2 tRNA genes are annotated in these 226 nt (G+C 64.2%); both read left to right on the forward strand.

Going from position 1 to position 226, the window contains the following annotated elements:
• The first annotated feature begins 9 nt into the window (after positions 1 to 9).
• Positions 10 to 80, forward strand: a tRNA-Cys gene (locus tag ADL15_RS25470).
• A 28-nt stretch (positions 81 to 108) separates the two neighbouring features.
• Positions 109 to 180 (forward strand) — tRNA-Val (locus ADL15_RS25475).
• Positions 181 to 226: the final 46 nt, after the last annotated feature.

The raw sequence follows: 226 nt of genomic DNA on the forward strand, positions 1-226 counted from the left end.
GGCCTGCTCGGTGGAGTGGCCGAGAGGCGAGGCAACGGCCTGCAAAGCCGTGTACACGGGTTCAAATCCCGTCTCCACCTCGCAAGCTGTGTGATAAACACAGCGTGAGGGCGATTGGCGCAGCGGGAGCGCGCTTCCCTGACACGGAAGAGGTCACTGGTTCGATCCCAGTATCGCCCACGAGTTGCACGGGCCGTGTGTTCGCAGAAAGCGCGAACCGCGGCCC

The organism is Actinoplanes awajinensis subsp. mycoplanecinus (assembly GCF_001509495.1).
Classification (GTDB): Bacteria; Actinomycetota; Actinomycetes; order Mycobacteriales; family Micromonosporaceae; genus Actinoplanes; species Actinoplanes palleronii.